At 43.7% G+C, this 24,617-nt stretch carries 24 protein-coding genes; 10 read left to right on the top strand and 14 right to left on the bottom strand.

Annotated elements, in window-relative coordinates; genetic code table 11:
- The first annotated feature begins 11 nt into the window (after window positions 1-11).
- Window positions 12-1,337: an APC family permease gene (locus YH65_RS05530; RefSeq protein ID WP_046550998.1), complete on the top strand. Its 1,326-nt coding sequence runs from the start codon at window positions 12-14 to the stop codon at window positions 1,335-1,337.
- Here the strand turns inward: YH65_RS05530 and YH65_RS05525 are convergent.
- The 5 genes from YH65_RS05525 to YH65_RS05505 are packed head-to-tail and all read right to left on the bottom strand — an operon-like array spanning window position 1,334 to window position 5,183.
- A complete protein-coding gene (locus YH65_RS05525; RefSeq protein WP_046550997.1) occupies window positions 1,334-2,173 on the bottom strand; it encodes a M90 family metallopeptidase in 840 nt (279 codons plus the stop codon). The genes YH65_RS05530 and YH65_RS05525 overlap by 4 nt on opposite strands.
- 4 nt (window positions 2,174-2,177) lie before the next feature.
- Entirely contained in the window at window positions 2,178-3,092 is a 915-nt protein-coding gene (locus YH65_RS05520) for an EI24 domain-containing protein (RefSeq protein WP_046550996.1), read from the bottom strand.
- Window positions 3,093-3,103: 11 nt separating this feature from the next.
- Window positions 3,104-3,283 carry a hypothetical protein gene (locus YH65_RS05515; protein ID WP_046550995.1) on the bottom strand — a complete coding sequence of 60 codons (180 nt, stop codon included), beginning with the start codon at window positions 3,281-3,283 and terminating at the stop codon, window positions 3,104-3,106.
- 3 nt (window positions 3,284-3,286) lie between these two features.
- Window positions 3,287-4,639 (bottom strand): APC family permease, encoded by a 1,353-nt coding sequence (locus YH65_RS05510; protein WP_046550994.1) that lies wholly within the window; start codon window positions 4,637-4,639, stop codon window positions 3,287-3,289.
- Window positions 4,626-5,183 (bottom strand): HdeD family acid-resistance protein, encoded by a 558-nt coding sequence (locus YH65_RS05505; protein WP_046550993.1) that lies wholly within the window; start codon window positions 5,181-5,183, stop codon window positions 4,626-4,628. The genes YH65_RS05510 and YH65_RS05505 overlap by 14 nt, the downstream gene beginning before the upstream one ends.
- 112 nt (window positions 5,184-5,295) lie before the next feature.
- Here YH65_RS05505 and YH65_RS05500 point away from each other — a divergent pair, with 112 nt between their 5' ends.
- From YH65_RS05500 to YH65_RS05485, 4 genes are all read left to right on the top strand, one after another.
- Window positions 5,296-5,712, top strand: coding sequence for a hypothetical protein (locus YH65_RS05500; RefSeq protein WP_046550992.1), 417 nt, complete (start codon window positions 5,296-5,298; stop codon window positions 5,710-5,712).
- Between the two features lie 70 nt (window positions 5,713-5,782).
- The gene (locus tag YH65_RS05495) at window positions 5,783-6,109 is read left to right on the top strand and encodes a hypothetical protein (protein WP_046550991.1); all 327 of its coding nucleotides are present in this window, start codon (window positions 5,783-5,785) and stop codon (window positions 6,107-6,109) included.
- 13 nt (window positions 6,110-6,122) lie between these two features.
- Window positions 6,123-8,939 carry a helicase-related protein gene (locus YH65_RS05490; RefSeq protein ID WP_046550990.1) on the top strand — a complete coding sequence of 939 codons (2,817 nt, stop codon included), beginning with the start codon at window positions 6,123-6,125 and terminating at the stop codon, window positions 8,937-8,939.
- Window positions 8,940-8,977: 38 nt separating this feature from the next.
- Window positions 8,978-10,198 (top strand): hypothetical protein, encoded by a 1,221-nt coding sequence (locus tag YH65_RS05485; RefSeq protein ID WP_046550989.1) that lies wholly within the window; start codon window positions 8,978-8,980, stop codon window positions 10,196-10,198.
- A gap of 8 nt (window positions 10,199-10,206) precedes the next feature.
- On the opposite strand, the gene YH65_RS11385 is transcribed toward YH65_RS05485, so the two are convergent.
- Window positions 10,207-10,398, bottom strand: coding sequence for a tyrosine-type recombinase/integrase (locus YH65_RS11385; RefSeq protein WP_245609167.1), 192 nt, complete (start codon window positions 10,396-10,398; stop codon window positions 10,207-10,209).
- A 260-nt stretch (window positions 10,399-10,658) separates the two neighbouring features.
- On the opposite strand from YH65_RS11385, the gene YH65_RS05480 reads away from it, so the two are divergent.
- The 3 genes from YH65_RS05480 to YH65_RS05470 all read left to right on the top strand — a co-directional run bounded on the left by YH65_RS05480 (window position 10,659) and on the right by YH65_RS05470 (window position 12,843).
- The gene (locus YH65_RS05480) at window positions 10,659-11,375 is read left to right on the top strand and encodes a hypothetical protein (protein WP_046550988.1); all 717 of its coding nucleotides are present in this window, start codon (window positions 10,659-10,661) and stop codon (window positions 11,373-11,375) included.
- Between the two features lie 126 nt (window positions 11,376-11,501).
- Complete coding sequence (locus tag YH65_RS05475) at window positions 11,502-12,269, top strand: transposase (protein ID WP_046550987.1); 768 nt, start codon at window positions 11,502-11,504, stop codon at window positions 12,267-12,269.
- A 73-nt stretch (window positions 12,270-12,342) separates the two neighbouring features.
- Window positions 12,343-12,843 (top strand): DUF5086 family protein, encoded by a 501-nt coding sequence (locus YH65_RS05470; protein WP_046550986.1) that lies wholly within the window; start codon window positions 12,343-12,345, stop codon window positions 12,841-12,843.
- Window positions 12,844-13,068: 225 nt separating this feature from the next.
- On the opposite strand, the gene bioV is transcribed toward YH65_RS05470, so the two are convergent.
- From bioV to YH65_RS05440, 6 genes are all read right to left on the bottom strand, one after another.
- Window positions 13,069-13,581, bottom strand: coding sequence for a pimelyl-ACP methyl ester esterase BioV (bioV, locus tag YH65_RS05465; RefSeq protein ID WP_046550985.1), 513 nt, complete (start codon window positions 13,579-13,581; stop codon window positions 13,069-13,071).
- A gap of 3 nt (window positions 13,582-13,584) precedes the next feature.
- The gene (locus tag YH65_RS05460) at window positions 13,585-15,258 is read right to left on the bottom strand and encodes an AAA family ATPase (RefSeq protein ID WP_046550984.1); all 1,674 of its coding nucleotides are present in this window, start codon (window positions 15,256-15,258) and stop codon (window positions 13,585-13,587) included.
- The gene (gene mtaB, locus YH65_RS05455; RefSeq protein WP_046550983.1) at window positions 15,233-16,486 is read right to left on the bottom strand and encodes a tRNA (N(6)-L-threonylcarbamoyladenosine(37)-C(2))-methylthiotransferase MtaB; all 1,254 of its coding nucleotides are present in this window, start codon (window positions 16,484-16,486) and stop codon (window positions 15,233-15,235) included. The genes YH65_RS05460 and mtaB overlap by 26 nt, the downstream gene beginning before the upstream one ends.
- A complete protein-coding gene (locus YH65_RS05450) occupies window positions 16,483-18,171 on the bottom strand; it encodes a mechanosensitive ion channel domain-containing protein (RefSeq protein WP_046550982.1) in 1,689 nt (562 codons plus the stop codon). The genes mtaB and YH65_RS05450 overlap by 4 nt, the downstream gene beginning before the upstream one ends.
- Window positions 18,168-19,220, bottom strand: a complete 1,053-nt coding sequence (gene aroB, locus YH65_RS05445) for a 3-dehydroquinate synthase (protein WP_046550981.1) — start codon at window positions 19,218-19,220, stop codon at window positions 18,168-18,170. Before aroB ends, YH65_RS05450 begins: the two co-directional genes overlap by 4 nt.
- A 62-nt stretch (window positions 19,221-19,282) precedes the next feature.
- Complete coding sequence (locus YH65_RS05440) at window positions 19,283-20,719, bottom strand: COG3400 family protein (protein ID WP_046550980.1); 1,437 nt, start codon at window positions 20,717-20,719, stop codon at window positions 19,283-19,285.
- Between the two features lie 54 nt (window positions 20,720-20,773).
- On the opposite strand from YH65_RS05440, the gene tgt reads away from it, so the two are divergent.
- Window positions 20,774-21,895, top strand: a complete 1,122-nt coding sequence (gene tgt, locus YH65_RS05435; protein ID WP_046550979.1) for a tRNA guanosine(34) transglycosylase Tgt — start codon at window positions 20,774-20,776, stop codon at window positions 21,893-21,895.
- 3 nt (window positions 21,896-21,898) lie between these two features.
- Here the strand turns inward: tgt and YH65_RS05430 are convergent, their stop codons facing one another.
- Window positions 21,899-22,492, bottom strand: coding sequence for a transglycosylase SLT domain-containing protein (locus tag YH65_RS05430; protein WP_046550978.1), 594 nt, complete (start codon window positions 22,490-22,492; stop codon window positions 21,899-21,901).
- Between the two features lie 167 nt (window positions 22,493-22,659).
- Window positions 22,660-23,550: a 5'-nucleotidase gene (locus YH65_RS05425; RefSeq protein ID WP_046550977.1), complete on the bottom strand. Its 891-nt coding sequence runs from the start codon at window positions 23,548-23,550 to the stop codon at window positions 22,660-22,662.
- A 192-nt stretch (window positions 23,551-23,742) separates the two neighbouring features.
- On the opposite strand from YH65_RS05425, the gene YH65_RS05420 reads away from it, so the two are divergent.
- Window positions 23,743-24,582 carry a hypothetical protein gene (locus tag YH65_RS05420; RefSeq protein WP_154806470.1) on the top strand — a complete coding sequence of 280 codons (840 nt, stop codon included), beginning with the start codon at window positions 23,743-23,745 and terminating at the stop codon, window positions 24,580-24,582.
- The last annotated feature ends 35 nt before the right edge of the window (window positions 24,583-24,617 follow it).

Below are 24,617 nucleotides of genomic sequence, written 5' to 3'. Positions count from 1 at the left end.
TGCATAAAAGTATGAAAGAAAAGAAGATCGGCTTCATTGAAGCTTTCAGTATCGGTGTGGGCGGTATGGTGGGCGGCGGCATCTTCGCCGTTCTCGGACTTACTATCGATCTGGCAAAAGGTGCCGCGCCCATAGCTTTTGCCGTGGCAGGTTTCATCGCACTGGTCACCGCCTATTCCTATGTCAAACTCTCTCTGCGCTACCCAAGTGAAGGCGGGAGTATCGAGTTCATCGTCCAGGCTTTCGGCAACGGCCTCTTCTCCTCCATCATCAATAACCTGCTGCTGATATCCTATGTCATTATGCTGGCGCTTTATGCCTATGCTTTCGGCAGTTACGGTTCGGCACTTATAATGGGAGACGATGTCATGTGGGTGCATAAGGCTCTGGCAGCGGGTATTATCCTATTCTTCATGACGATCAATATGATGGGTGCCTTTCTGACAGGGCGCGCTGAGGACATCATGGTCTTTGCCAAACTTGCCATACTTGCCGTCTTTGCCGCAGTCGGAACTTCGACCATAGATATGACCCATATGGCACCACAGGAGTGGATGCCCATGCCTTCTGTCCTTACCGGAGGGCTTATCATCTTTTTGGCTTATGAAGGATTCGAACTGATCGCCAACACGGCCAGAGATGTTGAAAACCCGGAAAAAACACTTCCAAAAGCCTATTATTCCGCCGTGATATTCGTCATTATCCTTTACATATGGATCGCAATGGTCACAGTAGGCAATGTCTCTTTTGAAGAGGCAAAGAAGGCACAGGATTATGTGCTTGCAGTGGCAGCAGAGCCCTTTTTCGGAAAGGCAGGCTTCATCGTTATCGGTATCGCTGCCCTGCTCTCAACCGCTTCGGCGATCAATGCCACACTGTATGGCGGAGGCCGTACCAGTTATCTGATCGCAAGATACGGAGAACTTCCCAACCATTTTAAAAGGAAGTTCAAAAATGGCTATGAAGGGATGATCATCATTGCCCTGCTGGGGATCATCTTTGCAACCTCTTTCAGCCTTGACAACATTTCGGTAGCAGGAAGTTTCGGTTTTCTTGTTGTCTTTTCACTGGTGAACTTCGCCAACTTCAAACTCTACAAAGAAACCGGTGGCAACCGTTTGATATCAGGATTCGGTACTCTGCTCGGCCTTAGCGCCACAGGAGTACTCATAGGCTACAATATGATTCATTCCCCCGCTTCGCTCATTACAAGCGGTATCGTAATTTTTGCGGTATTTGTTTTTAGTTTTACCTATTATCATCTCAAGAAGAAACGACTTGCTCCATACCTTGATAAGGCATTGGAAATAGAAGAAAAAAGTGGCGAAAAGCATTAGGCTTCCTTCGCTGCAAGATCTATACCGTAGAAATCTTTGAGTTCATTGTAAAGGTCAGGGAATTTCTTTTTCAGACTGCCCGGTGATTCGAAGAAACGTTCACTGATCACAGCGAAGAATTCCGCTTCGTTCGTCGCCGCATATTCCCCTATGAATTTATAATCACCCCAGTCCCTGTTCTTCATGGCAACCTTGTTTAGCTTTTCGAACTCTTTGTAAAGTACATTCGTCCACTCATGGTATTTGGAACGTTCCATCGGCGGAACACCGTCTATCTCTCCGTCCATGAAGTCGATCTCATGGGCAAATTCATGCACAATGACATTCTCTTTTCGGGGATGGTATGCTTCACGTTTGGCATTATGCCAGATAATGACAACGGTATCGTTCGCAGACTGTCCGTCAATGAGGAATTGCTCTTTTGAGAAGATGCCACCGTTATTCTGTACTCTGTTTATCATGACAGGATGATTGTAGATAATGATATTCTTTAAATTATCGTAGCAGTTCTCTGTGTCAATATGCAGCAAAAGCAGGCAGGCATAAAAAGAAATGACCACTTTCATCTCTTCTGTAACTTCCAGCTTTGCACCGATAAAATTTTTGGTGTTCATAAAACGGAGTATGGAGCGTTCGATCTTCTCTTTTTCTTCAGAGTTGAGATACCGGTATTGTTTGATGCGGGAGAGGATGCTTCTGTCCTCTTCCTCAAAAGGCATTGCGGCAATACGCTGCAATTCCTGCTTTTGACGATACCATTTGATAAGCCAATAGCCCAGAATCGTCAGGCCCAGAAGGCTGACAAAAAGGAGAAGATTGAGATAGTATGACGCCAAATCACTAATCTTTCAGCGTCTTGAAATAATGGAACATTGTGATAAGGCCGAAGAACGGACCGAAGATGTTAAAGACCGGTATAAAGTTGAAAAGAACCGTCACGAAAGCAACAAACCAGATAGTCCTACTGTGTTCTTTCAGAATAGATTTGTCCACATTCTCATGTGTTAATGCTGCGGCATCGTAACTCATCGTGTCTTTTATCAACCAGATCCATAGGAGAATCTGAATTATAAAATTCAATATAGGAACAAAAAGAAGCGGAAATGCCAATATGGAAAGCCCAATGAAGATCGCACTGTCCTTGATAGTGTACCGTGTTGTTTTAAACACATTGTCTCGAATGACTTTATCTTCGGGAAAATGTTCTATCTCGATCAGTTCGATCAGTGGTTCACTGAAAATGCTTGCAAGAAAGACCAGACTCATGACTATTGCATTGTAAATGATATAGAATCCTATCAGAAAGGCAATACCCTTCTCTACTGTTTCAAATGGCAGCCAGGTAAGCAGTTGCAGGAACTGATCGTAAATATAGCTTCCTTTAAAGAACCATATCAGACCCCAGAAAAGTGCAGAGCCGACAAGCATCAGTATGGAAAAAGTACTATATTTCTCTTTAGATATCTTACGCAGTATAAGGTTGCCGAAAAATGCGAAGATGAGTGCAAAGGTGATCAGTGTCATCTGAAACCACAGGAAGGTCGAAAGCATCCATGCACCGTTTGAACGAAGCATGGAAAACGGTACCATATCTATGATCTTGCTGCTGAAATTAATAAGGTTGTCCCATAAAAGTATACCGATCCCCAGCCAGAGCAGTGAGACGATAACGCCGCTGATAGTGATATACTTCATGGTACGCCAGGTAAGTATCTCTTTGAATCCGAAGAGGATCGAGTTCATTACATTATTCATAAAACATTCCTTTATATTCTAAACATGAACATATTGAAGATCCCGCCAAAAATAGTCGACATGAGTGCAAAAAATCCAAATATCACTATCATGGCAGGAATCGATGCCAAAGCCAGTTTTATTAATAATACCACTAAATCCATAAAAGGTATGTCAATTCCTGAAATAACTACTTTTTTTTCTTCTTCCATTGTTTAATCTCCTATGATTTTTTTAAACTTGTTTTTTATGTTTTGTTCAAATTTTTCGATCAATTTGGCATCTGTCTGAATTTTAATGACACGTTTTGTGGTCATACGCAAGAGTATTTCAATGGCAAATGCCAGTACAAAAGCACCAAACATGTAAAATGCGATCATAGGCATTTCTTTCATACTTGTATAGTAAAGTGTCAAGCCGGCTATAGCGAACATACTCAGTGCCGCACCAAGTACCACATAGAAATTGGCACCGGTCTCTTTGATGCGGAGCAGATGACCCACATGGGTCAATCCCTGTATGACCAGCACAACCAATGCCGCGATCGTAGTAACCTGTGAAAGATTCAGAAAAAGGATCATCGGTATAACCAGAAGCCCTGAAATAATGAGTCCTTCAAATGAATGAAATACGTTGTAAGTATAATTCTCCGGCAGATCTCCGTCTTTTGCCAGTGTATAACCGATCTCCGTTGCGGCATAGAGTGTCGCATTGATCGCGGAAGCGGTTGCCAACAGTGCCGTAGCAGCCATAACCTTGAAGCCTATGGCACCGAAGATCGGTTCAGCAGCCTGTGCCAGTGCATAATCTTTTGTCCTGATCACTTCTGCAAGCGGAAGATTTCCCAGTACTGCAATACTTGTCAGGATATACAGTATCCCAACGATCAGAATGGTAATGATCATAGCACGCATCATCGTTTTTTTAGGATCCTGCATATCTTCTACCGTGTTGGTAATGACGCTGAAACCCTGATAGGCGAAAAAGGTCAACCCTATCGCAAAAAGCATACTCTTGAACGGTGGCATATTTTCAGTGTCCAAAAGTTTTGGATCTATGTAAAAAAGGGCTACACCGGCAAAAGTGATCAGTATAGTCACCTTGATCACTACGATCACATTCTCGGATCTGGCAACCAGTGAAGCACCGATCAGGTTGATAAGAATAAACAGCCCCACAACTCCAAGCGCAAAAATGTTTTCCGATATCGTTCCGCCATGCACAAAGGTACCTGCATAGGCACCGAACGACTTGCCTACAGCCGCAATGGCGATAAGCTGGGAAAAATAAAAGAGCACCCCTGCACTCCCTGAGAATACACCCTCGCCAAAGCTCTGCACCAGGTATTCCACAATACCTCCGCGTGAAGGATATCTGACTGCAAGTTTGGCTAGGGAGTAACCGCTAAGCAGAGCCGCTGCACCGCCAAAGACAAAAGAGAGCCAGACCAGATTACCGGCGATGGCACCTGCCTGTCCGATGACAATGAAAATACCGGCACCCACCATGGAGCCGATACCGAGAAATACTGCGGACCAAAGTCCGAAAGCTTTTTTATTGTTGTTCATCTTTCCACATTTTATCAAATAGATTTGCACCCATTAGCAGAGCCAGCCCGTCAAAGAAGAGGCTAAAACCTACCAGCAGACCGATAAGCAGCACAGAGGTCTGCGGCCACCCGATGACGAATATCATTGCCATCAGCAGTGAAAGAATGGCATTGAAGGTCCAGATCCCCCATCCTTTATTGGGGTAAAAAGAGGCAGCCAGAGTAAATCCGCTGAAAGCATCCATGAAAAAGTAAATGGAAAAGAGAAGTCCCAGAGTAGCGATACCTCCGGCTGGGTTGACGAGCATATAGACACCTACCCCAAAGAAGATCAGTGTTTTAAGCCATCCTCTCCAGTCTCCTGCATCGGTTATGTAAGTGAAGTACCCGACAATAAATGCACTTATCAACAGCATCCATGCCACGAAGACCACAGTGGTCAATGATGCCGCCACAGGGAACATCGCTCCTAGAAAACCGATGACCATCAAAATGACACCGACGGTCTTTGCATTTTTTTTGAACACTTCAAGCTGTTCGATCTCTTTGGGTACTTTCCACATATTTATCCTTTAAATACTGTAATGTTGACATTATAGGACTCAATGTTAAACATAAAGTAAATATATGTAAACTATTATTAGAGAGATAAATCTGGTGAAAAGGAGAGTCGAAATGAAATATATCGCAGTGATCATCATAGCATTCGTAGTATGGCTTACATCACCATTTTGGATGGTGAACCATTCAACGGGACCCAGCGAAACGAAAATAGATAAATTTATCGAAAAGAAAAGTGAGGAATCAGCTAAAATGACTGCCCAGGAAGAGGAAGCACTGCGCAAGTATGTAGAGAAGTTCGGAGAGAAGCCGAAGATAAGATACAGTACGGGTACACCTATCCTGGTACAGAACTACTGGAAGAAGCACTTCAAGCACCCCGAAGCCGTCATAGAGTTAAGATGTACCCCGTTAAAACAGACAGACAAAGGATGGATGACCGTGTGTGACTACAGAGCCAAAGAGGACTCGGCCGGATTGAGTATCTATCAGGACGTCTATTACATCAATAATGGTATTGTGAGCAAATAATATGACAATATGACATATTTTTACCCTGGTGTCCATAAATAGAATACTATATGAAAAAACGGAGGGAAAAATGGAAGGAATGATCAAAGTAAGCTATACCGTAATGTGCAAGAATGACGTCTATATTGAACTGGAGCTGAAACAACTCCTTGAAAACGAAAAAGTGCTCAAGGCGATCAAAGGCGAATTTGCCAAGGGACTGCGTAACATCGATGTACAGAGCAAGGAGAATACGGAGATTCTCATCAAAAGTCATAAAACTGTTTATGAGTTCACTGCCAGCAAGAACGATTTTGCAGACCTGCTGGAGCTGGCCGAAGAGGATGCACGCAAACATAAACGTCTGAAAAAAGAGTGTGACGGTGTGGAACTGGTGGACATTGTTACAGTAGATTAGCTATACTGCCACTATGGCAAAGAAAAAGAAAAAATACCTGATAAAACTCAACAACAAAATACGAAACTACTTTAACGGCCTTCCCTTTGACGAGGGGGTAGCCACGCTTGATACGGACAAGCTCATTGAACTGGTCATGCTCCTTGAGCTCGATCTCGATTCGCATGAAAAAGAGGATATGGTACGCGCTTTGAGGCGTGTCTGGAGTGAAGAAGGTGCCGGGACCCGTGAACTGATCGTCTCCTACCTGACACAAAACCACAAAGCCGTACACAGGAGCAGACGCAGTGCTCCGCTTGACAAAGTAGAAAAAATACTGCAGATTCTTGACGAAACGGAACACAGCAGGGAAGAAGAAAACCAGATACTCGATGCTTTCATCAATGTCAGAAACGCAAAGATCACTCCCGACAAAGTCGTAGGGAAACTGCATTATCTGCGTATGAAAGGGAGACTTACTGCGCTTGAACGCTCTCTGGATGTCGAATTCAACTCACTCAATGAAATGGAATTCTACCACTCTTTCATTTTCAAACTTAAAGCCTTCGACTTCAACAAACTACTGCAATGCACTACATCTCCCCTGCCTTTGGATGAGATGTGGGAGATGTCCGATGAGAAGATACTTGAAAGACTCAAAGAGATCAAAGAAGAGACCATTGCCAAACGTACTCAGGAGATAGAGCAGTTCTTTACTTCCATTCGTGAACAGGAACACCCCTACCTGAACGAAGAGCAGATGGCCGAGGCTCTCAAACGCATGCCGCCAGAACGGGAACTCTACCATGCACCGCTGCCGCTTTCGCTCATAGAGGGCCTGCTGCACGGTATCAGTGAAAAGTATGAGGTTTTCGAGAGTACGGACCATATCATCATTGAAAAAGAGAAGTTTCATGACCTCTTCGGTACCACCCTCTTCTACAATACTTCGGTCTCTTATGAAAAACCTTTCCTCTATTCTCTCATCTGGCGCGGTGCCCAACTGCCTGTCAAAGAAGATCTCAACCGTGTCAACGATGACCTCCTGGCACATTTCAAGGTGGCCATAGGTGACTTGCTCGAAGAAATGAAGGTGATGAGTACAAAACTTTCCATAGAAAAAGAGGTCCTGCATGAGTTCATCGTACGTTTCATCGAACCCCAGGTACGTTCCTCCCATACCCTGAAATTCAAGGAAAAAAGCAGACGGCGCGTACTCTTCCATTTTGCCGAGTATATCAAACCGCTTCTGGAGAAACAGAAACGCGAAGAGCTTCTGGCTAAGACCATCCGTGATTTCAAGAACCTTTTCCCTCTGGCACGCGAACTCAAACGCAAGATCGTCTTTCATGTGGGTCCCACCAATTCAGGAAAGACCTATGCAGCGCTACAAGAGCTGAAAGAAGCCACAACAGGCTACTATCTCGCACCGCTACGCCTGCTTGCGCTTGAGGGCTATGAGAATCTCAAAAAAGAAGGGGTACATGTCTCTCTCGTAACAGGGGAAGAGGAGATCATAGACGAGGAGTCCACCCATATCTCTTCAACCATAGAGATGATGAACAGTTCGGTAGATGTCGATGTCTGCGTCATTGACGAGATTCAGATGATCTCGGATCGCGACCGCGGCTGGGCCTGGGCGAACGCCCTCATCGGGGCACCGGCCAAAAAAGTGATACTCACCGGTTCTGTCAATGCACTGCATGCCGTGGAAGCACTCTGTGAGTACCTTGGGGAAGAGCTGGAGGTCATCCATTTTGAACGCAAGAATGAGTTGGCCATGATGAAGCATCCCGTCTCTATGAAAAAGATAGAGCCGCAGACCGCTGTTGTCGCCTTCTCACGAAGGGAAGTACTCTCGCTTAAACAGCAGCTCTCTGAAAGATACTCTGTCTCGGTGGTGTACGGTAACCTTTCACCAGAGGTAAGACGCGAAGAGGCAAGACGCTTCAGAGAAGGAGAAAGTCAGATACTGGTCTCGACCGATGCCATCGCTATGGGACTGAACCTGCCTATCAAGACCCTGCTCTTTGCCAAGGACAACAAGTTTGACGGTCTGCGCCGTCGTGAGCTTCTCCCCACTGAGGTACAGCAGATCGCCGGGCGGGCGGGACGCTACGGTTTTGAAGAAAAAGGCTATGTCGGTGCTCTCGATACTGCCGCACTCGATACTGTCAGTAAAGCCTTCCATGCGCCGCTTGCAGACATCGAACTGCCTGTCTCAGTCATGGCAAGCCTCGAGCATGTCATGCTCATAGGAGAGATCCTTGAGACAGAGAATATTACCACCATCCTGGGCTTCTTTGCGGACAATATGGAGTTTGACGGTCCCTTCATGGCAGCCAATATCGACTCTATGCTGGAGATCGCCGCCATCGTGGACGAGTATGACCTTGACCTGAAAACACGTTTCTACCTCTCCTGTGCTCCGGCGAGCATTTCCTCGCCCTACATCGAGTCGGTTTTTCATCGCTATATCAAACAGATCGAAGCGGGCAAAAAGGTACGCTATATACCGCCAAGGGACTTGCCAAAATTTGCCCAGACGAACGATATGCTGCTCAATGCCGAAGACCGGGTACGGGAGATCTCACTCTATCTCTGGCTGAGCTTCAAGTTCCCCGATATGTTTGAAGATACTGAAAAGGCTATACAGGCACGTGTCAGATTGAACAATTACATAGAAAACTCTCTGCGCCAGGGTCACTTCACCAAACAATGCCGAAAATGCGGAAAGGTCCTCGACTTCTCCTACAGGTTCTCCATTTGTGACAGCTGTCACGCACAGGGGAAAAGAGGTTCCTCTTCTCATTCCCACAGAGGGGGATACCGGGGAAGAAGAAAAAGATAGGAAGAGATATAATATATTAAATAATATTAGGAGTAGATATGCATAAAATTCTTATTTTTCTGGCTACAGCCAGTCTCTTGCAGGCTGACTGGAAATCTGATATGCTCAAACAGGGTACCGAACTCTATGAAACTACCAGGAACAAAACGGTAGAACTCTACAAAGAGCTCAAACCTTCCGAGTTGAGCAAGGAAGAGAGCAAAGCAGAACACATGAATACACTCTGGGATGAATTGCTGCCAGACCTTGAAAAAGGACTGGAGTATACAGATAAGCTCGAAAAAGCCCCCGACTCTTCCTGGATCGGTTCAGACAAGAAAGATATTCAGGAAGATCTCGACAAGGTATTCAACAAGATCATCGATACCCTCATCGAAGATGATTTTCTCTCCTACAAAAAAGAGATCAACTCTCTTCGACAGGATATTGCCGCCAACAAGAACACTATCGCATTTTACAGAGAAAAGAAGATCTCTGCACCTCTGCAGAGCAAGATCAAAACTACCAAATCGGAATATGCCGAGAAGATAGAATCTCTGCAGGAGGAGAACAAAAGCAATGAACTGCGTATCGGGCAGGTCAAACAAAAGCTTATACAGCAATTCTCCGACATTGGTGTGAACCTGACACCAGAGCAGATCAATGTCCTTTTGACGCGTGTGGACGGGGATGACATCATTCAGATGGCACTGATGATGGATGTGCTCAAACACATTACCCAGCAGATCATGGTACTGATGAAAGAGAACAGTGAAGACCTGAACTATGCCAAGAAATACTACGGCCTGCACCTGGTCTCACTGGAACTGGTCGTCTATATTCAACAAAACTACATCAATAAAGTGGATAATCTCTACATCCCAAAGATAGACAATATCATGTTTGAGGCAAAAAAAATGGTTGCAGAGACCAAAAGACTTGCCGCATCGGAAGCGAGTGAGAGACGCAGAAGTATTTACGAAAAGAATGTACAGGCACAGGAACTGACGGCCCATGTAGCCGAACTTTACAGGCAGGACCTCATTACCTCAAAGGTCAGTATGATCAATGCACAAAAGATCACAAAAAAGAACCTGCAGCTGGCACGCAATACCTACAAAACTGTAGTGCTGAGTGCGGACCTTTACGAACTGATCTCGGAGAGTCAGCACATGTTCTCGGAAGTCAGCAAAATACAGGTTCCCAACATCGTACCCTTCGAGAATATGCAGATACAGAAAAAATACTATGAATTAACGAAACTGATAGAAAAAAAGTAGCCGCACTATCACATCATATCCAAAGGGCTTGCCACCCTGCCCTTGTTCATTTCGGCTACTACGTCCGTATAGATCATGGTAGTTTCTACACTTTTATGACCTAACAGTTCCTGTATACTTCGAAGATCAATGCCGCTTTGCAAAAGATGCGTAGTAAAATAGTTATTAGGAACACTCTCAATCTTTAAGCATAATGACACAATATACAGAAGTTCATCAAAAATATGACAAAATGTGCCATGAACATAGAGAGAAAATGCCCTTGGGGTGCATACTTTTGATTTTTAACAGTCATTCTTAGTGTATGTTATTTGTTTAATATCTTAGCTGTTTGTGCTATACTGTTCATTGAATAAATAGATGCGACGTTTCCGCTTCGCTACAACATCGCATCGGCCGCGCTGATCACTGAACGCGATCCCTTGTCGACCGTTATACAGACACCAACCATAGGATAAATATGCTTCAAGCTATTCACTTTAAAAATATTGTAGAAAATGTTGAAAATAAATTCAAAACACTACCGATTACTATTTCAATGTTAGACTCTGTGGACACAGCTTCCAGAGATGCTATGGCAAAGATGAATAAGGGAATTAAAAAGCATTCTCTTATTGGAGTATTATTTTGTAGTCCAAATACAAATTTTTGTAAAAATGAGATTTTAGATAATTTAAATTTCTTTCATCACAGTTCAGCTGATGCTATTGATTTTTATTGTTGTGGATATGGAGCCAATTGGCCAGAACAAGAATATTTAGACCAGAAAGTCGTAACGAAGATTAATGGTACTGATTGGCAATATAGCGACGAAGCCCTAGTCGATGTAATCCAAGAGTTCGAAACATCTACAGAATGGAAATATAGTGGTGAAGCTGAGCTTCTTTTACTGGATGTTTCTCCATCTAACAACTCATCATTAAATATTAATAATGCAATAGTCTGCAATTTAGAGAAAATGCAGAAGGACAAAGCTTTTTCATCAGTTCGTGCATTTATTCAGAACCTTATTAGATATGCTTCTTCTGATGATAATGCTAACGCTTGGAAGTTAAGTGACAAACAAGGGGGTACTATAGCAGTAGATTTTTTGAAAGATACGCTTATTGGACTTCTTCCAAAAACTTTACAATCAAGTTATCGTAAAGCCGAAAACTTTGCAATAAGAAAAATATAACTGATAAATTAAAGTTGCAGACATACTTAAATGTATAACAAGTTCATGGGGCATAGGGGTCAGGTGACAATAACAACTTAATACATCTTATGCTATACTCCTCCAAATAACTAAAAAGGAGTGGTGGTGGCAAGACGACCCCGTATCGAACTGGCTGGGTATTACCATATCATCAACAGAGGTGTGGCTCAAATGCCCATTTTTAAAGAAGCTGCCGATTATGAACAGTTTGAAGAGCTGATGTGCTCCACCATGAAGAATTATGGGATCACTTTGCATAACTACTGCCTGATGTCCAATCACTATCATCTGCTCATAGAGACAAGCCGGGAAAACCTCTCCAAGTTCATGAGACAACTGGGTATGAACTACGCCATCTACTTTAACAAAAAATATCATTGCTCAGGACACCTCTGGCAAGGCCGCTTCAAATCCTGGTATGTCACTGATGAGGCTTACCTCTATACACTGATGCTCTACATAGAACAAAACCCGCTGAAAGCCAATATGGTAAAAAGTCTGGAAGATTACCCTTACAGCTCTTATCATTACTTTTTAGAAAAGCAAATACCGGAGTGTCTGCAAAATGCATGGATAGTACAAAATCATGGTAAGGACAGTGATGCCATTAAAGAGATGTTGAACAGTAAAGTAGACAGTAGTGTACTGCAAGAGCTCAAAACAGCATCTTCTTTGGTGGAAGCTCCCAATATAGACAAGAAACCTGATATCAATAAACTTACAAAAATATTTTCAGAGATACAGGATAAAAAAGAGAGAAACAGGCAAATCGTAAAAGCATATGACAAAGACTATTCTCAGCATATGATCGCTAAAGTATTGGGTATATCACAACAGGCTGTGTATGGGATAATTAAGAGGAACAGGAAATGAGTTGTTGTTGTCACACGACCCCTACACTTCGACCCATACACTTCTGTCACCCCACCCTTACGAGGAGAAACTTATGATGCAAAGAATGAAACATCTCATACCATTAATATTTCTATTATTTATTAATTCTGCTTTCTGCGCTTCCGATGTTGATCTTCGGAAACATAAAAAAGGTATATGGTCCATAAAAGGAACCCCAAAAAAGAACATATGGATTGTTATTCACAATTTAAAAGAGGCGAAAGAAACTGGTATTTATCACATTGAAGTCTTGGCAAGAGGTGTCAATGATCCCCTATGGAAAGTCGAGCATATGATCAAGCACATGGCAATCACTCAATCTGCTTTAGCTTCTAGTGTATTAAAGCCTTTAGATAAGGGAGCCGTTTACCCAGAAACCTTCGAAGACGCATATAATTATTGGCAAGAACAAAATTCAGGCAAGGGTGGATTTGTTTGTACTTCCCGTTTAAGTGATTGTATGCAAGAAATATTGCATAACAATGTTAATTCAGCTAACTCAAAAAACCATACAACGGCGAAAGGAGAGAAGAAAAACTTTGGAGATAGATAGTTGGAATGACCCCTGTTTTGTATCGGCTTTTGCCCATGGTTTTATCTTTTTTCTGTATGATAGTTTAGATAAACAAGAGAGTGGGAAAATATGACATATGTGCAAGTGTGGATTCCGTTTCACTCCATGTCATGTTTTTAGATTGCAGTATGCGTTCCCACCGAGGACGGATGGGAACGAGGAAAGGAAACAAAAATTATGAAAAATGGCATTGTTTACGGTCAACTATTTCAACAGCAGATGCCCGGCACCTTTCAGCCGGTAACAGGTTGTGATATCGGAAAAAAATGCAAATGCTTTCTCTGCATCGATGATTTTGTCATCCGAGCCCAGAAAAACCTCAATTTGTGTGCCTCTTTTGAGGATCTCCTCTATTTTCTCTTTCTCCCATCGGTACGTCAGTAGTGCTTCAAGCTCCTCTTGGGTTCCTGTATGCAAAAACGAGTTAAGATCAACAGCGGAAGGGTAAGCAGCATTTTGAAGGAATTGTGTCGTGTATGCACTTTTGTCTGCTTCAAAGTAGCGTAACTGTGCACGAATGAAACTGGACTTCTGCATCTGGAAGAATGCCGGAGAGAGAAGAATGAGTCTGTCCACTCTTTTGGAAGCAGTATAGACATACTCCAATGCCTGTTGTGCACCGTAACTGAACCCGGCTACACAGAGGTCGCTGTCTGGAAGCCAGTCATCGAAGAAGTGTTCTTCTCCTTTGAGAGAGAAACCATTGAAATAGCGCATATGCTAAAAGATCCCCCGAAGTATTTCCTGACACGCTTCCTGGGTAATATTCTCATGCTTCAAAAGATACGCCGAGACATCGGAAAGAGGCTCCTCCAGCATACCGAGTAGAGCAGTCACTTCCGAAACCGTTTGCCTCATCAGTTCTTCTTCCTGACGTGGAGTGACGATGAAGTCTTCGCTCATCCAATACTCATAGATCACTTTGTTGAGCAACTCCTTGGCCAGTCTTATGTCAGTGCCGGCATTGCTGAACTGTTCTTTGTAGTGAAGCTTTGTCGCAATGCTGCCCGCAAGATAGACTTTGACACGGTTGATCAGTTTGGAGCGTGAAAGTATCTCGTGTTCCTGAACAGTCAGCCTGGTAGTGACGATCCCGATCTTCTCGAACTCCACATCCAGCCAGGTGGCAACGACCGCTTTGGCCCCCTGATAGACAGCCTGTATCTTGCGCTCCTCTTCAGTGAAACTGAGTATCTTGCGTTTGCCCAAGAGTACTTTCTCCTTGACCGCTTCGAAGTCACTGTTCTCAACGACCTTTCGCCCCTCTCTCATGGCATAGATCGCTGCTTCATTCGTCAGGGTATCAAGCGCGGCCGAATTGAAACCGACAGTCATACGTGCCACATTCTCTATGTCCACACTGTTTGGCTTGTTTGCAAGGTAGAGTTCAAGCGTTCTCATTCTCTCTTCAAGGTCCGGCAGCGAGATATGAATACGTCTGTCAAAACGCCCTGCCCGGAGCAAGGCTTCATCCAGCACATCGATCTTGTTAGTTGCACCGATGACGATGACACCGGAACTCTCCTCAAAGCCGTCCATTTCAGTCAAAAGCTGGTTGAGCGTCGCTTCACGTTCGTCATTTCTGAACTCTCCCCTGCTTTTTCCCACGGCGTCTATTTCATCGATGAAGATGATACTCGGTGCCATCTGCTTGGCTTTTTTGAAAAGTTCACTGACACGTTTCGCACCCATTCCCACATAGATATGGACAAAAGAGGCACCGCTCTGGTAAAAGAACGGCACACCCGCTTCACCCGCGACAGCCTTGGAAATGAGCGTCTTACCCACCCCGGGAGGTCCGACAAGCAGTACACCTTTGGGCAGACGTATATCCATGTCACGGTATTTCATGGGTTCACGGAGGAAATCGATGATCTCTTCAAGCTCCTCTTTAACATCCTTGATCCCTGCAACATCCTTGAAGGTCACGTTGGATTTGAGTGCCTGCACCGGCTCATAGAGTTCCGTATTCTCTTCTCTTGCTCCGCGTATCTGTTGGATCTGCTGCAAACGGCTCACTTTCATCATTCTGAAAAGATAGCCGATGGAACCAAGGAGTATGAGGATGAGTAGAAGGTCGTAAAGATAAGCCTTGTCCTCTTTCACCTCTACAGGATATTTACTGAAAAATGCAGCGGTATTGATGGCATCCTTATAGATCTTGTAACTTCCTTCATCGGTGATAAGACGGATGTATTTACCGTCTACCACCAATCTTTTGATCTTGTCCTTGCTGTAGAGTGCATTTGCCTGTTTGTGGGTGATCAGTGTGTCGGTATTGCGCAGTGCGGTATAGGCGAGCAGGAGTATGACCACCCCTGTAAGTGAAAGAATGATCTTCAGGTTCTTTTTGTCTAAAAACCTGGCTTTAAAGTTTCGCTTTGTTGCTTTCACTGCTTACCTCCACCTCGTTCAAGAGTACCCAGTTTGCACTGAGGTCCTCTGCACTTTCCACCTCCACACGATTGAAGTACTGATCAAAGCCGCTGTATATGCCGTTTCTGCCGCTCTCAAGTAACACTTCGAGGTTTGTCTGATGTTCACGTCTGAACAGATAGTTCTTTGCTTTGACCAGCTCCGTGAGCTCACGGTGACGCTCTTTGGCAATGTTGCCGCGTATTTCAGGTTTCATCACTGCAGATGCCGTATTGTCCCGCTTGGAGTAGGAGAAGGCATGCACATGAGTCAAAGGAAGTTCTTTGACACGTGCAATAGCCTCCTGCCACTCCTTTTCATCTTCCCCGGGATGCCCCACAATGTAGTCTGTCCCCAAAGCGTAGCCTTTCTGGGCGATCTTATGGAAAAGCTCCAAATCCGTTGCAAAACGGTTACGGCGGTTCATGATCTCAAGCATTTTGTCCGAGGTATGCTGCAGGGCGATGTGCAAATGCTTTGCCATCCAGGGTTCATCGAGCAGTTCCATGAACTCTTCATCGATCTGGATGGGTTCAAGGCTTCCGATACGGATGCGTCGTACGCCGCGTATCATGCTCATCTTTTTAAGGAGTTTGGCCATGGAAGTGTCGTGGTCCTGACCGTAGGAGCCGACATTGGTCCCTGTGAGTATGAACTCTCCAAAACCGTTGGCAGCCAGCTTCCTGATCTGCTCAAGGATGGTCTCTTCCCTGTGGGAGCGTGCATCTCCCCGCACTGCAGGAATGATACAGTAAGAACATCTGAAGTCACACCCCTCCTGTATCTTGATGAACGCCCTGCTCTTTCCGACGAACTCTTCAACAATGGTAGAGTCGATATGCTCCAGGTCACCGATCTCGTAGAAACGTTTCTCTTTTTTGAGGATCTCGTTGATATTCTCTTTCTCAGAGTGTCCCATGACACCAAAGACCTTCTCATCCTCGAAAAGTGCTTCCCCTTTTGAGTGGGAACCGCAGCCTGCCAGAATGACCCTGGCATCAGGGTTCTTCCGCTGTATGGAGGAGATATAGTTCCGTACGGAAGAGTCCGCACCATTCGTAACGGTACAGGAGTTCACTACGATGATATCACTTTGCGTATCGTCCTGGGTAAGTTCGAACTCCTTGAGTTTTGACATCATGACCTGGGTATCGAACTGGTTGGTACGACATCCGAAGGTTTTGAAAAAGACTTTTTTATTGCTCATGCCAGTGTATCCCCATCATTCTGTATCTCTTCCGGAGGCAGAGGCTTACGTACATCCTTGTCAATATAGATAGACTGTGTCGGGAAGGCGAGGAAAATGTCATCTTCCGCCTGCAGTCGCTCTATGATCTCCATGGAGATCGTACTTCTCAGTGTCAGTGTTGCATAGGCATTGGTATGGTACCAGGCGGAGATCTTGATACCGTACGGCTCTATGAAGGTATAGATGCGTGGCTCGACATTGGTATTTTTCATACTGTACTGGCTTCTCAGCTTATTCAGCTGTTTTCTGGTGATCTCAGTATATCCTTTGGCATATTTTTTGGTGATCTCTTTTGCGATGGAAGAGGCTTTGGAAACATTGGAATCGAAGGTGATCATAAAATCGATGCCGTCCCATACAGTTTTCAGGCCTGCATGCGAATAGTTGGCGACCATATCGGTAAAAATAAAATTATTGGGTACAAATATGATCCGACCTGCTCTTCTGTTGTGCATATAGGTCGTTAAGGTAATGTCTTCTTGAATGGTCATACGTAGCAAAGAGATATCGACGACATCTCCCACATATTCTACACCTTCACGTACGAATTTCACTCTGTCTCCAACATGAATAGCACCGCCGATGATAATGACGAACCAGCCCATAATGGACATGAACCAGTCCTTCATGGCAATGGCGATACCTGCAGAGGCAAACCCCAGAATGGTTACGATATAGTTCACATTCTCGATATAGGCAAAAAGCAGTGTCAGCAGCATCAGGGTTACAAAAGTGAGGTTCAATGCTTTATTTATGGTATAAAAACGGTCATTGTCCGACATGTAGCGGCGTACAAGATATTTGATCAGCAGGGTAAAAAGAATGAAAAAGAGGATGACCATACCTATGCTGGTGGCCTTCTCCATCTCTCTTTTGATATCTGCACGAAGATTGAGTGTCAGTTCATCGATCTTTTTGGTATATACATTCTGCGTGGTCTTGAATATCTCCACGACCGGCGTGAATGTTTTGATCTTGTCCTGGGTATCTAAAAGTTCCTTTTTGTATTTGGTGTTGTTCGTATCGTACTGGAGTATCTTTTTGAGAATCAACTCCCTCTCTTTGAGTTTCTCCATGACATTTTTAATAGACTCGTATCGGCTCTCGTACTCTGTTTCATCCGTTTTGAGTTTCTTGATGTAAGAAATGGCCGAGATGATCGCCAAAGGATTTCCGACGGTTGGCACATCGGTGATCTCCGGCGGTTGCAGGAATTTTTTGAAAGGGTCGCTCTCATACTCTTTCAGCAGCTGCAGCTTCCCGTTGATAATGGAGCGTTTGCTCTTGAGTATTTCAAAAGCCTTCTCTTCCTCTTCCGTTCGTTTGTACTTGTTATCAAGAATGCTTATCTGCTCATCCAGATGCTCTTTTTGTTTTTTCAATTCCACATAGGTATGATAGTTGCTGTATATCTTCGACCAGATATTGTTCTCAAGCAGTTCTTTGTCAAGCGCCTGCTTCTCCCGGACCAGATCATTGATACGGCTGGCCTTCCTCTGTTCTTCTTTTAGTAGTGCCTGTTTCTGTACAATGCTCTGGTTGTTCTCCTGAACTTTATGAGGTACGACAGGTGCCGTAACCGGCTCTGCAAAAAGAAGTGTACCGCACAGCAGCAGTAATCCAGAGAGACGTTTATGCATCATGCCTCATCTCCAAACTTTTTTAGAACATTTTTCACTACCGTCTCATCAACATCACTTACGATTTTGTGTCCGCCTATCCCCTGGGGAAGAATAAATTTTATACTGTTGTTCGCACTCTTCTTGTCCAGAAAGAAGTGCTCATAGAAGTCATCTACATCTTTGATCTTGTAACGCGTTGGCAAAGACGCTTTTTCCAGTAAAGCCTTAATACGCTCTGCTTCCGATTCACTCAACAGTCCAAGTTCCACAGCTAGTGCATTCGCCATGACCATGCCGATAGCAACGGCTTCACCGTGCAGATAAGTGGTATAGCAGGTCTCATTCTCGACCACATGGCCAAAGGTATGCCCGTAGTTAAGCACGGCACGTATCCCTGCTTCCTTCTCGTCCTGATTGACCACCCAGGCTTTGAGTTCGACGCTTCTTCGTATGGTCTCCTTGAGTACCTTTTCCTCTGTCAGGTCGGCAGTCGTAAGAAATTCAAAATAGTCCTTGTCGAACATTACCGCCATCTTTACGATCTCTGCAACACCGGCAGCAAACTCTCTTGCAGGCAGTGTTTTTAGAAATGATGGATCAATATAGACCGCTTTAGGCTGGTAGAACGCACCGATGAGATTTTTGCCGTATTGGTTGTTTACTCCAGTCTTACCCCCGACACTGGCATCGACCTGCGAAAGCAGTGTCGTAGGTATTTGTATGAAATCGATCCCGCGCTGGTAAAGACTTGCGGTAAATCCTGTCATATCACCGATGACCCCACCACCAAATGCGATCAAAAGTGATTTTCTGTCGAATTTATGTTCAAAAAGCTCGTTAAGGATCGTCTCTACTGTCTCAAGTGTCTTGTATTCTTCTCCGTCGGGTACAGTAATTACTTCAAGCTGCGGTGCTTTGATATGGGCAAGGAGTGTCTGAAGGTGATACCCAGCTACAGTAGGGTTTGTTATCACCGCAACCTTGGTATTGAAGGTCAGTTGTGGGAGTGCATCGATAATGATATCATAGGTAATATTTTTTGTATTGGACAATTCAATAGGAACGATCATGTAGAGTAACCTCGGGCTTTTAATAATTTGCTTTATTTTATCTTATATGCCCTTAATATGCCCTATTGGCCCTCGCTTAGAGCGAAAGGTACCAGCAGTTTTGGGTGTTTTCTTGTCGTGAGGAGGAAGTCCCTTACCCGGGTTGAGATCAGTCGCATGAAATGATACGTATTCAATTCTTTTTCAAAAGCGACGATCTGCATCACATCAATCATTCGATCCAACTCTCTTATCGGGTTGGCGATCTTCTGTTCTATATGAATATCCATCCCAAAAATATGCGTCAGTGTCTCATAATGCTCTATGATAATCTTCTTGCTGTCAAAATCACCTTCCGGATCAAAATCACAGAGTGATAGCTTCAGGTCAAGCGATTCGGAAATGTCGAATGCCGTCGAAGAGATCGACTCCATCTTCTCCTGTTCGTTCTCCATCAAAACAATGGCTTCCTTGATATTGTAGAGCAGATCGTCACCAAAGAGGTAAACTATTTTTCTAAGTTCATACAGTGTCTCTTTTAGGTCTTCAGATTCAAAACGTTCTATACTGTTGAGTACCAGTCCAATATCGTACTGCTGTATATCGTATTCAATGAGCATTTTGATATCTTTGTCATCATAGCAGGTAGCAATGATAATGTGTTCTGTCTCGTAAGCCTTAAGCTCTTCTACAAGCTTGAAGTCATTGGGGTAAAGGATGCGTACATAGAGTTTTTTATCTTCGAGTTTCTCCAGAAGGTAGATACTTTCTTTAAGATAGATCAGGGCATTGTCATGATCGAAGCGGAGATCCAGTATCAGGAAGAGGTCCCGTCCAAACGGTTCCGGGAAAAGGCCGATACGCTTGTTGATGGTTTTGTAGACACCGTTGAGCACGATGGGTTTCCCCAGTATCAAGAGCGTATCGTTGGGACGGATCATCGTAGCATTGTTCGGAAGGATCTGTTTGTCATTACGGTAGATCGCGGCGATCTTCCATTTTCTCTGCAGAATGGAGCCGACATGCCTGAAAGCATAGGTACTGCCAAAAGGTACATGCACTTCCATGATCTCTCCCTGCCCCAGACCGACATTCTGTGCAACGACAGGTACATTGGGAAGATGGTCATACAGATGCGATGCTACCAGATCATCGGCATGCAGAAGTGTCACATTTTCCAGTCCTTCTCCTACAGTTTCATTATCCCACTGGTTCACCAGTACTATTCTGGCTTTATCGTCAAGAAGCTGTATATTGTTCAGGGCATATTTCGCATCGTCGATATCCTGCATGACAATGAAAATAAGCGTGTAACTCACCTCCATCATGATCTTGTCAAGTTTGGAGAAGCTGGTGGGATCTGCCTCGATCAGGGTAATATTCTTTCCCAGTTTTTCAGGAAGAACTTCCTCGTGATAATAGGTGACATAATAGTGGTTCTCTGCCACCCTCTTCTTGTCGACCCACTCCAGGAAATGTTTGGCAATACTTCCGTCGGCAAGTATAAGGATATTCTTCATTTTTGACCTATTTGGGTATAATCACACCATTAATTTGGGAGATATTATAACACAATGCATTTTCAGATAGATAAAACCGACGGCAAAGCCAGAGCCTGTACCATTCAAACCGCTCACTCAACCATACAAACCCCCGTTTTTATGCCGGTAGGTACCGTTGGGGCCGTCAAAGCACTCGATGCAACGGATCTTGCCACATTCATCAAACCCGAGATCATCCTGGGCAATACCTATCATCTCTACATACGTCCGGGCGACGAAGTCATCAAAACCATGGGCAAGCTCCACGGTTTCACCAAATATCCCAAAAGTTTTCTGACCGATTCGGGAGGATTTCAGGCATTTTCACTCTCGGACAATGTCAAGATCGATGAAGGCGGGATCACTTTTCGAAGCCATCTTGACGGATCCAAGCACTACTTCACCCCAAAAAAGGTCATAGACATACAGAACAATCTCGGTTCTGACATCATGATGATCCTCGATGACCTTGTAGCCCTGCCCGCAACGCAGGAGCGTATCAAAGCCAGTATTGAGCGGACCACCCGCTGGGCGGAAGAGTCCATTGCCTACCACAGGGAGAACCAGGAAAAAGGCATCGGTGTCGAGCAGAATATTTTCGCGATCATTCAGGGAGGTACGGACAAAGCGTTCCGGGAGAAGTCCGCCAGAGAACTCTGCAGGCTTGACTATGACGGTTTTGCCATCGGTGGATTGAGTGTGGGTGAAGCAAACCAGGATATGTACGATACTGTGGAGTGGACCACCCAGTTTATGCCTGAAACAAAGCCACGCTACCTGATGGGTGTGGGAACACCCGAGGACCTTGTGGAGAATGTATCCAGAGGTGTTGATATGTTCGACTGTGTCATGCCCACCAGAAATGCAAGAAACGGCACGCTTTTTACCTCTTTTGGAAAAGTGAACATTAAAAAGGCAGAATATACGACTGATGCAGCTCCCATTGACCCGGAGTGTGGCTGCATGGTCTGCCAGACCTACTCACGCGCCTACCTGAGGCACCTGTTCCGTTCCAGAGAGATCACCTATTTCAGGCTGGCGACCATTCATAACCTGTATTATTATCTGAATTTGATGAAAGAGATGAGGGAAGCGATTCTTGAAGAACGTTTTGATGATTTCAAAAAAACATTCTACAAGAAAAGAGAGCGTTAAAGCTTAGGCGAATTTTTTCTTCCAGTAGTTCACCCATACTACTCTCAGCTTGCTTCTATGGACCCTGCTCAATCTTTTTGGCAGATTGTGTCTGAGGTTCCTTTCAAGCTTCTTGCTGAGTTTTTTTCTTTTCATAATCGCATTGAAACCGCCTGCGCCCTGCTGATGCGTACCATAAATGGAAAAAGCATTCACTTTCAGCCCGTTATGCTTCAAACTGCGGATATTGTCTGCCATGATCGCTTCAAATATCCTGTCCTGGTTTCTGGGCTGTTTCCATTTAGTGTAAGGAATATGCAGTTTTTTAGCATAAGCTCTGGCCGTCTTTGGCATGATCTGATAGCGTCCGTAAGCCCCGCTTTTTTTATTTCTTGCAGTGTAGCTGCCTGTAGTGCTTTCCACTTGTACCACTTTTTTGACGATCTTCTTCAAGGTGGACGGTTTCATGCCAGCTGTTTTTGCCAATTTAGAGTAGGCATTGGACGATGTAGTCGCAATGAAGAGTGTCATGAGAATGACCAAGAGTCTGTTGCTGAATAATTTGCTTGATAATTTTGAAAGAAAGGGTTTGTTCTGTTTGTGTTTAATAGTGTACATCGTTACTCCGATAGTTGATCCTTTTAGAGTGAATGTAAAATGTTAACCGGTCTCCCGCTAACGTTTTTGATATCGGAATATTACATAAAATTAATTAATCAAAAAATAACAAATACTTAATTTAAATTTAATCTGTACAAATATACATACTATAATATTAAAAAGTATCAATGCTTGTATGGGACTTTGGCAGAAGGTGTCTCTTTGGCAGTATGCTCCAAATGTGTATCCTGGTCATCGAAGAAAATATCTGCGCCAAAGGCTTTTACAACCTCAAATTTCTGAACGCCACCCTGAAAAAAAGCTTCATCCACACGAACACCCCAGCCTTCAAGTGTACCCAGTACCCGTTCATGCGTGGAGAAGTTTCGTGCCGTGACCAGTGCCGTACGTATAGGTGAAGCCTCCATAGGGAACTTGTCCTGTATTTCTGAAATAGTTTTAAGGAACTTGAAGAATGGTCCTTTACTGAGCGGGTTTTTGGCATTACGGCGTTCATATTTGATGAAAGCTTCCAGCCCCTTTTCCTGATAGATGCGTTCACTCTCATCCCCAAAAATGACCGCATCGCCATCGAAGGCGATCTTGACGATATCACTCTCCTGGGAAGAAACAGGTGTATGCGGCAGTATGGTGGCCGCAGCCACACCAGAACTGACTGCCTCTTCCACATCCGGTGTATAGACAGACAGAAAGAGATCGACTTTAAAAGCATTGAGATAACGCGCAACAGGCGTACCGGCCGTCCAGCCAGTACGTTCGATATCCAGAGCGTAGTGTTCTATGGATCGGCCTATACGAAGGCCTGTGGCTGCATTGTTTCGTGAGAGGATAATCACTTCAATGAGTTTGTTATCGAACTTTTTGTTGATGGCAAGCAGGTTCTGCACAAACCTGAAAGCTGATCCTTTAGCCAGAGGAGCATCAAGATGTTCGAGCTGATGCCTGTAATAGCTCTCCAGTCCTTCCCTGTCGAAAATGGCATTCTCCTCCTCCAGGTCGAACAGTGCACGGGAGGAGATTGCAATGACGAGTTTATCCTGAAGATCGTAGGCCATATTTACTCTTTTTTGATGAAGTATAGCACATTTTTAACATAAATATTTTTCTCCTTCGATTTAATGATCACTTAAATTTAAACATAAACAGTTGTTTTTTAGCTTATATTTTATATTATATATACCAATAAAGTATCGTAGTAAAAAAGTAAAGTTTTATTACTGTACGTGATCAGTGGGGGTATAACTTTAATGAACTTTTTTATTACAAAGGCTTACTTCAGAGTATTTATAGCTGTGGTTCTTGCAACAGTATTATGTTCGGCAGAAGAAGAAAATTCTATCTACATTGAAACAAGTAACAATATAAATTTAAAAGGTCAAACTTCTCATCCATATGGAGATAACTTCAATACGGGTACTCTGAAATTAAAATATACGACCGATACATATGCTTATTCAGTAAATATGACGGCATACACACAGAAATATTCCGAACTTGACTCTATTCTGACAAGCAAAAGAAGAATAGATACATTGGAGTTTGAAGTTACAAAGAAAGTTAAAATCATTCAGGGGAAAAACTATAGATGTAATATTAATATTGGTACACAACTATTACTAAGTGGTGATTTCGGTGGAGCAAAACTTCAAAATACTATTCATGAACACACTGATTCAGATGAAGTAGAAATTCCATATAGCGACGACAAACATAATGTGATAGGAATACAGGGAGAAATCAATTACCTTTACAATATAAATAAGTATATTAATATATATAGTGATTTAAAAAGTAAAATATACTCTGACACTTCCAATATTACCTCTGCAGAAATAGGAACACTTTTAACATATAGATTTATAGATTTTAAATTATCTCTTGGAGCTAAACATATTAAACCCATACAACAAGAATTGGTTAAGATTTTAACAATAAATAAAAATCCACATTATATTATAGGTGAAGTAGATATACAACTACCTAAAGGAATATCTGTGAACATAGGGACATTATTGGACGGGGACCATCCTTATGGCAACAATAGCAATGATCCTTATTCATATTTTAGAATCGCGTATAAATTTTAAAATAAATAAACTCCAAAGAAGCGACTAAAATAGAC

The organism is Sulfurovum lithotrophicum, assembly GCF_000987835.1.
Taxonomy (GTDB): Bacteria; Campylobacterota; Campylobacteria; order Campylobacterales; family Sulfurovaceae; genus Sulfurovum; species Sulfurovum lithotrophicum.
This window is presented reverse-complemented; position numbering and strand designations above follow the sequence as displayed.

Bases quoted from the DNA above. Each gene is read 5' to 3' on its own strand.
- YH65_RS05530 (WP_046550998.1), top strand. From the start codon at position 12: ATGAAAGAAAAGAAGATCGGCTTCATTGAAGCTTTCAGTATCGGTGTG.
- YH65_RS05470 (WP_046550986.1), top strand. From the start codon at position 12,343: ATGATGCAAAGAATGAAACATCTCATACCATTAATATTTCTATTATTT.
- YH65_RS05490 (WP_046550990.1), top strand. From the start codon at position 6,123: ATGGCAAAGAAAAAGAAAAAATACCTGATAAAACTCAACAACAAAATA.
- tgt (WP_046550979.1), top strand. From the start codon at position 20,774: ATGCATTTTCAGATAGATAAAACCGACGGCAAAGCCAGAGCCTGTACC.
- YH65_RS05440 (WP_046550980.1), bottom strand. From the start codon at position 20,719: ATGAAGAATATCCTTATACTTGCCGACGGAAGTATTGCCAAACATTTC.
- YH65_RS05420 (WP_154806470.1), top strand. From the start codon at position 23,743: ATGAACTTTTTTATTACAAAGGCTTACTTCAGAGTATTTATAGCTGTG.
- mtaB (WP_046550983.1), bottom strand. From the start codon at position 16,486: ATGAGCAATAAAAAAGTCTTTTTCAAAACCTTCGGATGTCGTACCAAC.
- bioV (WP_046550985.1), bottom strand. From the start codon at position 13,581: ATGCGCTATTTCAATGGTTTCTCTCTCAAAGGAGAAGAACACTTCTTC.
- YH65_RS05425 (WP_046550977.1), bottom strand. From the start codon at position 23,550: ATGGCCTACGATCTTCAGGATAAACTCGTCATTGCAATCTCCTCCCGT.
- YH65_RS05450 (WP_046550982.1), bottom strand. From the start codon at position 18,171: ATGATGCATAAACGTCTCTCTGGATTACTGCTGCTGTGCGGTACACTT.
- aroB (WP_046550981.1), bottom strand. From the start codon at position 19,220: ATGATCGTTCCTATTGAATTGTCCAATACAAAAAATATTACCTATGAT.
- YH65_RS05480 (WP_046550988.1), top strand. From the start codon at position 10,659: ATGCTTCAAGCTATTCACTTTAAAAATATTGTAGAAAATGTTGAAAAT.
- YH65_RS05430 (WP_046550978.1), bottom strand. From the start codon at position 22,492: ATGTACACTATTAAACACAAACAGAACAAACCCTTTCTTTCAAAATTA.
- YH65_RS05505 (WP_046550993.1), bottom strand. From the start codon at position 5,183: ATGTGGAAAGTACCCAAAGAGATCGAACAGCTTGAAGTGTTCAAAAAA.
- YH65_RS05485 (WP_046550989.1), top strand. From the start codon at position 8,978: ATGCATAAAATTCTTATTTTTCTGGCTACAGCCAGTCTCTTGCAGGCT.
- YH65_RS05515 (WP_046550995.1), bottom strand. From the start codon at position 3,283: ATGGAAGAAGAAAAAAAAGTAGTTATTTCAGGAATTGACATACCTTTT.
- YH65_RS05495 (WP_046550991.1), top strand. From the start codon at position 5,783: ATGGAAGGAATGATCAAAGTAAGCTATACCGTAATGTGCAAGAATGAC.
- YH65_RS05510 (WP_046550994.1), bottom strand. From the start codon at position 4,639: ATGAACAACAATAAAAAAGCTTTCGGACTTTGGTCCGCAGTATTTCTC.
- YH65_RS05500 (WP_046550992.1), top strand. From the start codon at position 5,296: ATGAAATATATCGCAGTGATCATCATAGCATTCGTAGTATGGCTTACA.
- YH65_RS05520 (WP_046550996.1), bottom strand. From the start codon at position 3,092: ATGAATAATGTAATGAACTCGATCCTCTTCGGATTCAAAGAGATACTT.